The 10,206-nt window shown below is 70.2% G+C and carries 9 protein-coding genes; 2 read left to right on the plus strand and 7 right to left on the minus strand.

All coding sequences use genetic code 11. From position 1 onward, the window contains the following. Positions 1-72: 72 nt before the first annotated feature. From AC1D1T_RS25800 to AC1D1T_RS25820, 5 genes are read right to left on the minus strand one after another with little or no spacing between them, the layout of a single operon-like run. Entirely contained in the window at positions 73-1,443 is a 1,371-nt protein-coding gene (locus AC1D1T_RS25800) for an FAD/NAD(P)-dependent oxidoreductase (protein ID WP_477827109.1), read from the minus strand. Beyond that, complete coding sequence (locus AC1D1T_RS25805) at positions 1,440-1,742, minus strand: (2Fe-2S)-binding protein (protein WP_477841125.1); 303 nt, start codon at positions 1,740-1,742, stop codon at positions 1,440-1,442. Before AC1D1T_RS25805 ends, AC1D1T_RS25800 begins: the two co-directional genes overlap by 4 nt. Continuing rightward, positions 1,739-2,533, minus strand: coding sequence for an ABC transporter permease (locus AC1D1T_RS25810; RefSeq protein WP_047502665.1), 795 nt, complete (start codon positions 2,531-2,533; stop codon positions 1,739-1,741). Before AC1D1T_RS25810 ends, AC1D1T_RS25805 begins: the two co-directional genes overlap by 4 nt. A gap of 7 nt (positions 2,534-2,540) precedes the next feature. Next, positions 2,541-3,386: an ABC transporter permease gene (locus AC1D1T_RS25815; protein WP_465112363.1), complete on the minus strand. Its 846-nt coding sequence runs from the start codon at positions 3,384-3,386 to the stop codon at positions 2,541-2,543. Then, positions 3,383-4,450 carry an ABC transporter ATP-binding protein gene (locus AC1D1T_RS25820; protein ID WP_477992748.1) on the minus strand — a complete coding sequence of 356 codons (1,068 nt, stop codon included), beginning with the start codon at positions 4,448-4,450 and terminating at the stop codon, positions 3,383-3,385. Before AC1D1T_RS25820 ends, AC1D1T_RS25815 begins: the two co-directional genes overlap by 4 nt. Before the next feature lie 166 nt (positions 4,451-4,616). On the opposite strand from AC1D1T_RS25820, the gene AC1D1T_RS25825 reads away from it, so the two are divergent. Further along, positions 4,617-5,429 carry an IclR family transcriptional regulator gene (locus AC1D1T_RS25825; RefSeq protein WP_477827013.1) on the plus strand — a complete coding sequence of 271 codons (813 nt, stop codon included), beginning with the start codon at positions 4,617-4,619 and terminating at the stop codon, positions 5,427-5,429. A gap of 125 nt (positions 5,430-5,554) precedes the next feature. Continuing rightward, complete coding sequence (locus AC1D1T_RS25830; RefSeq protein ID WP_477992749.1) at positions 5,555-6,439, plus strand: PEP-CTERM sorting domain-containing protein; 885 nt, start codon at positions 5,555-5,557, stop codon at positions 6,437-6,439. 135 nt (positions 6,440-6,574) lie between these two features. Here the strand turns inward: AC1D1T_RS25830 and ligD are convergent, their stop codons facing one another. Both ligD and ku read right to left on the minus strand, forming a co-directional pair. Further along, the gene (ligD, locus tag AC1D1T_RS25835) at positions 6,575-9,085 is read right to left on the minus strand and encodes a DNA ligase D (protein WP_477992750.1); all 2,511 of its coding nucleotides are present in this window, start codon (positions 9,083-9,085) and stop codon (positions 6,575-6,577) included. Between the two features lie 10 nt (positions 9,086-9,095). Then, positions 9,096-9,947, minus strand: coding sequence for a non-homologous end joining protein Ku (ku, locus tag AC1D1T_RS25840; protein WP_477826929.1), 852 nt, complete (start codon positions 9,945-9,947; stop codon positions 9,096-9,098). Between the last annotated feature and the right edge of the window lie 259 nt (positions 9,948-10,206).

A 10,206-nucleotide genomic window follows, 5' to 3' on the forward strand; every position in this document is an offset into this window, starting at 1 on the left:
ACGCGAGCGCGGCCGAGCTGCCGACGATGCCGCCGCCGACGATCGCGACATCGGTGACGATCCGCCGGGCCGTCATCGGGTGACCTCCGCTTCGCGCAGCGCCACGAACGGCACCGGCTTGATCGGCGCCTGTCCGCGCAGGCGCCCGACCTCGCCGACCGGCCGGCCGCAGGCCTGCGCCAGTACCTCGGCTGCCGCGACGCCGCACATGCGCCCCTGGCAGCGCCCCATGCCGACGCGCGACAGCGCCTTCAGCCGGTTGATGTCGTCGGCACCGGTCTCGCGCACGGTCGCGCGCAGCTGGCCGGCGGTGACGTTCTCGCAGCGGCAGACGACGAGTTCGTCATCGGCACGCGCTGCCCAGTCGGCCGGGAACGGGAAGGCGCGTTCGAGCCCGCGGCGGAACGGCCGGATGCCGGCCAGGCGCTGCTCCAGCGCCCGCGCCCGCGCGGCGTCGACAGGGATGCTGCGGTCTTCCAGCAGCGCCAGTGCAGCGCGCTCGCCGGCCCATTCCGCGGCGTCGGCACCGAGGATCCCGGCCCCGTCGCCGGCCAGGTAYACGCCGGCCACGCTGCTGCGGCCGGCCGCATCGCGCAGCGGCAGGTGCGCGCGCTGCAACGCGTCGAACGCGAAGCCGCAGCCGAGCAGGTCGGCGAGCTGGGTCTCCGGGCGCAGCGCATGGCCCATGCCGACCGCATCGCACTCGATCGTGCGGGCCTGGCCGCGGTGCTCGAACTGCACCGCCTCGACCCGCTCGCCGCCGGCGATCCGCAGCGGCCGCGCACCGCGCAGGATCGGCACGCGGTGCGCGTGCAGCCAGGCCACGTACCACGCGCCCTTCATCAGCGTCGACGGCTGCGTCAGCATCAGCGGCAGCGCGGCGAGCTGGTCGACCAGCCGCGCGCTGTCGAGCACCGCCGCGACCTGCGCACCCGCCTTCGCATACTGGTACGCGACGAGGTACAGCAGCGGCCCGCTGCCCATCAGCACGACACGCTCGCCGATCGCGCAGCCCTGGAACTTCAGCGCCACCTGCGCACCGCCCAGCGTGAAGGCGCCCGGCAGCGTCCAGCCCGGCACCGGCAGCACGCGGTCGGTGGCGCCGGTCGCGACGATCAGGCCCTGGTACGGCACGCGCTCGATGCGGCCGCGGTGCAGCACGTCGAGCATGCCGCCCTGCGCGTTCCACACCAGGCTGTCGGGCCGGTGGTCGATGCGGTCGGCGAGGCCGTCGGCCGTGGCATGCAAGGCGCTCGCGCGCGCAGCCTCGGTGCCGTACAGCGCGGCGGCCGTGCGGCGAAAGTGCGCGGGCGGGCGCCGGTAGATCTGCCCGCCGGCACGCGGTGCCTCGTCGATCAGCACCGGCCGCAGGCCGTGCGCGACCAGCGCCTGCGCCGCGCGCACGCCGGCCGGGCCGGCACCGACGATCACGGGCGCCGTCATGTGCCCTCCCCGTCGCTCAGCAAGGCCATGCCCGGCGCGATGAAGGTGGCGCAGGCGCGCAGCCGCTCGCCGTCGGCCGTCGCGATCCAGCAGTCCTGGCAGGCGCCCATCAGGCAGAAGCCTGCCCGCGGCGCGTGGCTGAACTCATTGCGCCGCAGGCGGTCGTGCTGCGTCAGCACCGCGGTCAGCACGGTGTCGCCCTCGAGCGCGGTGGCCGGTTCGCCGTCGAGCGTGAAGGCGACGCTCGCACGGTCGGTCTCGGCCAGGCGCACCAGCAGCGGTCGATGCGTGCTCATCATCGGCGCCCCACCAGCACGCGGTCGAGCCCGTAGACGCGATCGAGCAGCACCATCGCGAAGGCCGTCACGCCGACCATCAGCGCCGACACCGCGGCCATCAGCGGGTCGATCGATTCGGTCGCATACATGTACATGCGCACCGGCAGCGTCACCGTGCTCGGCGAGGTCACGAAGATCGACATCGTCACCTCGTCGAAGCTGTTGATGAAGGCAAGCATCCAGCCGCCGGTGACGCCCGGCAGGATCATCGGCAGCGTGATGCGCCGGAACACGGTGAAGCGGCCGGCCCCGAGCGACGCGGCCGCCTGCTCGGCGCTGCGGTCGAAGCCGACCAGCGCCGCCACCACCAGCCGCAGCGTGTACGGCGTGACGATCAGCGCATGCGCGAACACCAGGAAGCCGAAGCTGCCGGTGCCGCCGACCAGCGCGAACAGCCGCAGCAGCGCGACGCCGAGCACCAGGTGCGGAATGATCAGCGGCGACAGGAACAGCCCGTTCAGGAACTCGCGCCCGGCGAACTGGTGGCGCGTGATCGCGAGACCCGCGGGCACCGCCAGCAGCGTGGCGAGCGTGGCCGAGCCGAGCGCGAGCCACAGGCTGTTCCAGAACGACTGCATGAAATCCGGGTGCTCGAACACCGCGTGGAACCAGCGCAGCGAGAAGCTGGTGGTCGGCAGCGTCAGCGTGTTCTCGGGCGTGAAGGCGACCAGGCACACGACGACCAGCGGCGCCAGCATGAAGGCGATGACGAGCGCGTTGAACGCGAGTGCGAGCGGGCCGTTGCGGTTCATCGTGACCTCATCCCAACGCACGGCGGTAGCGGCCTTCGACGAGGCGGTTCCAGCCCAGCATCACCGCGAGGTTGGCGGCCAGCAGCGTCAGCGCGATCGCGGCGCCGAGCGGCCAGTTCAGCTCGTGCAGGTACTCGTCGTAGACCACGGTCGCGACCATCTTGAGGCGGCGTCCGCCGAGCAGGCCGGGGATCGCGAACGAGCTGGCCGCGAGGCCGAACACGATCAGGCTGCCCGACAGGATGCCCGGCATCACCTGCGGCAGCACGATGCGGCGCAGCGTGGTGAACGGCGAGGCCTTCAGCGACAGTGCGGCGTTCTCGATGCCGGGGTCGAGCTTCTGCAGCGAGGTCCACACGGGGATCACCATGAACGGCAGCATCACGTGCACCAGCGCGATGACGACCGCCGTCTCGGTGTAGAGCAGCTTGAACGGACCGAGGCCGAGCGCGCCCAGCGCCGCGTTGACCAGCCCTTCGGGGCCGAGCAGCATGCTCCAGCCGAAGGCCCGCACCACCACCGAGACCAGCAGCGGCGCCAGCACCACCAGCAGCATCACCGAGCGCCACGGGTTGCGCATGCGGCTGAGCACGTACGCCTCGGGCGCACCGACCAGCACGCAGATCAGCGCCACCAGCGCGGCGATGCGGAAGGTGCGCCAGAAGATGCCGTGGTAGTACGGATCGCCGAACACCATCGCGTAGTGCGCCAGCGTGAACTCGCCGGCGCGCGCGCCGGTGGCCGGGTCGTAGACGTTGAACGACAGCACCGCGGTGAGCGCGAGCGGCACCAGCAGCAGGCCGGTGAAGAGCAGCGCCGCCGGGCCGCCGAGCCACCAGGGGGCGGACTTCACGGGGCGGCCTCCACCGCCGGGGACTCGCCCGGCAGCAGCCGGCTGCCGTGCACCGGCCAGTCGATGCCGGTGCGCTGCCCGGCTTCGAGCGCCACGCGGCCGTCGTTCGGGCACAGCACCGCGAGCGCGYCGACCGCGGTGTCGACGCGGTACAGCCACTGGCTGCCGAGGAAGAAGCGCTCGGCGATCTCGCCGTCGAGCCGGCCGCTGCCCGGCGCGACGAACTGCAGCTTCTCGGGCCGCACGCTCAGCAGCACCGCGGCCCCGGGGCGGAAGCCCGTCTCTTCGACCACCACGCGAAGGCTGCCGACCTGCACCGCGCCTTCGCCGTTGACGCGGCCTTCCAGCAGGTTGGCCTTGCCGACGAAGGTCGAGATGAAGCGGGTGCGCGGATGCTCGTAGACGCGCTGCGGCCGGTCGACCTGCGTCGCGCGGCCCTGCTCCATCACGACGACGCGGTCGCTGATGGACATCGCCTCGCCCTGGTCGTGCGTGACCATCACCGTGGTGGTGCCGACCTGGCGCTGGATGCGGCGCAGCTCGAACTGCATCTCCTCGCGCAGCTGCGCGTCGAGGTTGGACAGCGGCTCGTCGAGCAGCAGCACCGGCGGCTCGATCACCAGCGCGCGGGCGAGCGCGACGCGCTGGCGTTGCCCGCCGGAGAGCTCGCGCGGGTACTTGCCGGCATGCGCTTCCAGGTGCACCAGCGCCAGAGCCTCACGCACCCGCTCCAGCCGCTCGGCGCGCGGCATGCGCCGCATCTCGAGGCCGAAGGCCACGTTGGCGGTGACCGTCATGTGCGGGAACAGCGCATAGGTCTGGAACACGATGCCGAGACCGCGCGTGTTGGCCTTGGCGTGCGTGATGTCGCGGCCGTCGAGCTCGATGCGGCCGCGCGTCACCGGCTCGAAACCGGCCACCATCTGCAGCGTCGTGGTCTTGCCGCATCCCGAAGGCCCGAGCAGCGAGACGAACTCGCCTTTCTCGACCGACAGGTTCATGTCGGCGACCGCGCAGGTGTCGCCATAGAACTTGGTCACGCCAGTCAACTGCAGGAAAGACATCGGGGTCCTCGCTTGCGGAATCCGGGAGGGAAGATTCCTCCAACGGATCGCAAGTTGCGGGCCATCTTGACCCGAGAATTCCAATCAATCAAATACTCCATTTCCCTATTTCGTTTGATGGAATACTTCAGGCTTCTGTGACCCATGGAATTCCACAGGATCGAGCATGAGCGATGAGAGCCCGTCGACCGCCGCCGCCAGCCGGCTGTTTGCCGTGATCCGTGCGCTGGCGCAGGTGCACGCCGATGGGGGGCGCGTCACGCAGATTGCCCGCAGCGTGGGCCTGACGCAGGCCACCACGCACCGCCTGCTGCAGTCGCTGGTGGCAGAGGGCATCGTCGAGCAGGACGCGCGCAGCAAGCTCTATCGCCTGGGCATCGAGTTCTTCGCGCTGGCCGCCTCGGCCGGCAACCCGGCCGACCTGCGCACGCTGTGCCGACCCGCGCTGTTGCGGCTGTGCGCGAGCCTGGGCGACAGCATCTTCCTGCTCGCGCGCAGCGGCTTCGATGCGGTGTGCCTGGACCGCAGCGAGGGGCCGTTCCCGATCCGCTCGTTCACCGGCGACGTCGGTGGGCGCGTCGCGCTGGGCGTGGGCCAGGGGGCGCTGGCGATCCTCGCGTTCCTGCCGGAGGCCGAGCGCGAAGAGGTGATCCGCTTCAACCTGTCGCGGGTGCGCGAGTACGGCGTGTACGACGAGGTCTACCTGCGCACCGAGATCGACCGCGTGCGGCAGCTCGGCTACGCGGGCCGCAACACCGGGCTGCTCGAAGGCATGGCGGGCGTCGCGGTGCCGGTGCTCGACCGCGAGGGGCGCGCGGTGGCGGCGCTCTCGGTCGGCACGATCTCGGACCGGCTGAATGCCGACCGGATGCCGACCGTGGTGGAACTGCTGAAGCGCGAGGCGGCCGCGATCGGGCCGCAGATCCACCCGTTCGATCCGAGCCTGCGGCGGCCGGCACAGAGCCTGGCGTCGCGCTGATCCGGAAGCGGCCTGTCGGACGGCACTCCGTCGGATACACGGGCCGCTACCAATTGGGGGTTGCCGCCGATGGCGCCGCCTCTTCCAATGGGGGTCTCCGGAAGTGGATCCGGCAGGGAGAACAGATGAAGATGTCGTGGATCATCGCCTCGGCGTGCGCGCTGGGCGTGTGCGGCGTGGCGCAAGCCGGCGCGGGCTCGACGCCGGGTTCGGAACCCGGTTCCGCCTCGGCGAGCTTCACGCTCGGTACGCCGAGCGGGCTCGACACCGGCGAGCCGGGGCACTGGCTGGCGGACAACGGCTTTCAGGCGTCGATCGTGACGTCGCACAAGGTGCAGGAGGCGGGCGATCCGCGCTCGCTGAACCTGAAGTCGCGCCTGCTCGATGCGTCGGCGCGCGAGGGCACGCCGTTCGGCGAGGCGGCGATCGAATTGCCGAAACCATCGGGCGAGACGCTGTCGGCGCAGGCCTCGATCTCGCACGGCAGCGTATCGGCCGGCTGGCATGCCGATCACCAGGACGACGAGGCGAGTGCGACGGTCAACTGGCAGCGGCCCTTCGTGCTGAACCCGTTCGCGTCGGTGACGTTCTCGGGCATCGCGATGCTGGCGAACGCGGTGGCATCGACCCCTCTGCCGCGCTTCACCGAAGACAGCAGCCGGCCCGACCTGTACGTGCACCAGGCGGCGCTGATCTTCCGCGACGAGGCGTTCGGGACCAACGGCGTGAACCTGATCGCGAACATCTTCAACGAGAACCCGACGGCGCCCGGCACCGGCGTGCAGCAGCGGCTGCCGAGCTTCGACGACTTCACGTACAGCGCCGACCCGCTCGGCAACCTCTCGCTGACGGTGCACAACCACTCGGGCCAGGTGCTGTTCGGCAGCTTCGAGCTGTTCGCGTACAGCTGGAACAACACCGCGCCGGTGCCGGAGCCGGCGACCTGGGCGTTGATGGTGCTGGGGTTGGCGGGGATGGGGGCGGTGGCGAGGAAACGCCGTTCGCCCTGAGCTTGTCGAAGGGTCGGGCTGAGCTTGTCGAAGACCCTGCGCGCTTCGGATATGGCCCTTCGACGGACGGGCCCTCGACAAGCTCGGTCCCTGCTCAGGGTGAACGGGCGGGCCGCCCCGCTCAACTGATCGAGATCAGCCCTTCGCCTTCGCCGGCTTGTACCCCAGCCGCTGCATCGCCCGCCCGAGCACCTGCTTCGTCGTCCAGTAGTCCTGCCACGGATCCTCGCGTTCGAACGACAGGTGCTCGCGTGCGGTCTTGACCGTCCACTGGTCGCCGCCCTTCAGTTCGTCGAGCGCGCTCCACGGCACCGGCATCGAGACGCCCAGCCCCGGCCGTGCCCGCGCCGAGAACGCGGCCACCGTCGTCGCGTTGTGGCCGTTGCGCAGGTAGTCGACGAAGATCCTGCCGACGCGGTTCTTCGGGCCGCTCTTCGCGACGAAGCGCTCCGGCACCACGCTCGCCATGTGCTGCACGATCGCCTGCGAGAAACCCTTCACCGCATCCCAGCCGTGCTGCGGCTTCAGCGGCACCACCACGTGCAGGCCCTTGCCGCCGCTGGTCTTCAGCCAGCTCTCGAGCCCCAGCGCCTGCAGCAGCGAACGCACCAGCGCCGCCGCCTCGCGCACCTGCGCCCACTCGACGCCCTCTCCGGGATCCAGGTCGAACACCATGCGGTCGGGCTGGTCGATGCGGCGCGCCAGCGCATTCCAGGTGTGGAACTCGATCACGTTCATCTGCGCCGCGCCCGCCAGCGCTGCCGCGCTCGGCACCTCCAGCAGCGGCTCGTGTTCCGGCCACAGCGCCGAGTCGAGCTCACGCAGGCCGGGGAAACGCATCTTGCCGGCGTGCTTCTGGAAGAAGGTCTCGCCGCCCACGCCTTCCGGCGCACGCAGCAGCGCGCACGGCCGCCCCTTCAGGTGCGGCAGCATCCGCTGCGCCACGCTCTCGTAGTAGTGCACCAGGTCGAGCTTCGTGATGCCGCTGCGCTTGTCGATCACGCGCTCCGGGTGCGTCACCTTCGTTGCCATCGTCGCCTCCATCGCCTTCACCGGCACGACGCGCTCGCGCGTGATCCGCTTCGCCGGCTTGTCGGTGCGCAGCCCCTCGAACGACGCGTGGCGGATCTGCCCGTCCGGCGTCCACTCGCCGAAGCTCACCTCGGCCATCAGCATGGGCTTGACCCAGCGGCGCTCGCCCTCGGCCCCGCGCGGCCCGCGCCCACGCTTCGGTGCCGCATCGAACGGCGAGGCCTCGACCTGCAGCTTCGCGAGCTTCTGCTTCAGCTCGGCCGCCGTCGCGGCATCCCACCCGGTGCCGACGCTGCCGACCGACTTCAGCCGGCCGGCGTCATCGTGCACGCCGAGCAGCAGGCTGCCGATCTGCGCGTTGTCGCGCTCGCCGCGCCGGTCGGTGTAGCCGCCGATCACGAACTCCTGGCGCTGCTGGCATTTCAGCTTCAACCAGGTCTCGCTGCGGCGCGACACGTACGGCGCATCCTGCCGCTTCGCGATCACGCCTTCGAGCTTCAATCGGCAGGCCGACTGCAGCACGCTGGCCGCATCGGCGGGGAAGTCCTCGCTGAAGCGCAGCGGCCCGCTGGCCTTGGCATCGAGCAGCTGTTTCAGCAACCGCCGGCGCTCGCGCAGCGGCAGTTCGCGCAGGTCGTGCCCCTCCACGTAGGGCAGGTCGAACAGGAAATACGCCACGTGCGAGGTGTCGCCGCCGTCGAACGCGTTCTGCAGGCGGTTGAAGGCCGGCAGGCCGTCGTCGCCGAGCACGACGATCTCGCCGTCGAGCCAGGCCGATGACAGCTCGAGGCGGCGCAAGGCCTCGACCAGCGCCGGCATCCGCCCGCTCCAGTCGTGCCCGCCGCGCGTGATCAGCACCGGCTTGCCGCGCTGGATGCGCGTCATGATCCTGTAGCCGTCGAACTTGATCTCGAAGCCCCAATCGCCGTCGGCCGGCACGCCGCTCGCGAGGGTGGCGAGCTGCGGCGACATCGTCTTCGGCAGCGCTGCCTTCACGGCTTTCGCGCCCGTGTCTTGCGCGTCGGCCACGGCCGCGGCATTGACGCTGTCCGGCAGCGCACTGACCACGTCGTACTCGGCGTGCGGCCGCGCGAAGCCGTCCTTCTTCTTCAGCAGCAGCCACGGCTGCTGCTTCTCGCGGCCCGACTTGCGCATGCGCACCAGCTCCCACGCACCGTGCAGCTTCTCGCCGTCGAGCGTGAAGGCGATCTTGCCGGCTGCCAGGCCCTTCTTCGCCTCGCGCACACCCCCCACCGGCTGCCAGCTGCCGCGGTCCCAGACGATCACGTCGCCGGCACCGTAGTGGCCCTCGGGGATGTGGCCCTCGAAGCTGTTGTACGAGACCGGGTGGTCTTCGGTGCGCACCGCGAGCCGTTTCTCGGCCGGGTCGAAGCTCGGCCCCTTCGGCACGGCCCACGAGAGCATCACGCCCTCCAGCTCGAGCCGGAAGTCGTAGTGCAGCCGCGTCGCATCGTGCTTCTGCACGACGAACGCGAGCTGCGGGCCGGTCTTCGCCCGCGCGCCGCGCGGCTCGGGCGTCTGGCTGAAATCGCGCTTGCTCCAATAGGTGTGCAGCGGGTCGGCGGGTGTCGACGCACGGGTACTGCGTTCCATCGCGATGTCCTCAGGCGCGCTTGCGTGCAGCCGGCTTGCGGGCCGCCGGCTTCGCGGCCGATGCGGCCTTGCCCTTCAGGCTCTTCGCGAGCAGCTCGGTCAGGTCGACCACGTTGCTCGGGCCGCTCTTCTCGCCGCTGTCTTCCATCGCCTCCACCTGCTCGGTCTCGCCGCGCTCGATGCGCTTGGCCACCAGCGCGTGGATCGCCTCGCTGAAGCGATCCGCATACGCCTCGGGCTTCCAGGTCTCGGTCATGTCGCCGATCAGCTGCTTCGCCATCTTCAGTTCGGCCTCCTTCAGGTTCGTGCCCTTCTTTCCTTCGGGTGGCAGCTTGATGTCGGCCCACGGGCGGATGTCGGCAGCCCAGCGCAGCGTGTTCAGCATCAGCGCCGGGCCGCTCGGGATCAGCGCGGCCAGGTGCTCCTTGGTGTGCATCACGACGCGCGCGATGCCGATCACGCCCGAGGCGAGCATCGCCTCGCGCAGCAGCGCATACACCTTCTCGCCCTTGGCCAGCGGCTCCAGGTAATACGGCCGGTCGAGCAGCGTGAACGGGATCTCGTCGGCATGCGCGAACGATTCGATCTCGATCGTCTGCGTGGTCTTCGGGTACGCGGCCTTGATCTCGTCGTCGCTCAGCACGACGTAGTCGCCTCCCTCCACCTTCACACCCTTCACGATGTGCGCCTTGTCGATCTCGCGGCCGGTGCGCTTGTTGACGCGCTTGTAGCCGACCGGGTCCATCGAGCGCTTGTCGAGCCAGTCGAAGTCGACACCCGATTCCGACGACGCGGGATACAGCGCGACCGGTACATGCACCAGCCCGAAGCTGATGGCACCTTTCCAGATGGCGTGGGGCATGGCGGGACTCCTTGGGACGTGGTTCAGCGAGGTCGACGACGAACCGAGCCTAGGGTCGCCGCAGCGCATGGCACCAGCGGCAGATCGCGCGCGTTGATGTAGGAAGACGCCGGCAGCAAAAAATTTTCTATCCGACTGGACGTCCCGTGCCGGCAGGAGTTCAATGGCCTCGCTGTAATTGGAACCGGTTCCAATGACCGCAGTACAGGGACCGTTTCTGCGACTCAAACGAGGAGACAGACATGAAACAGGTCCCATC

This window comes from Rhizobacter sp. P2_H3 (assembly GCF_056403355.1).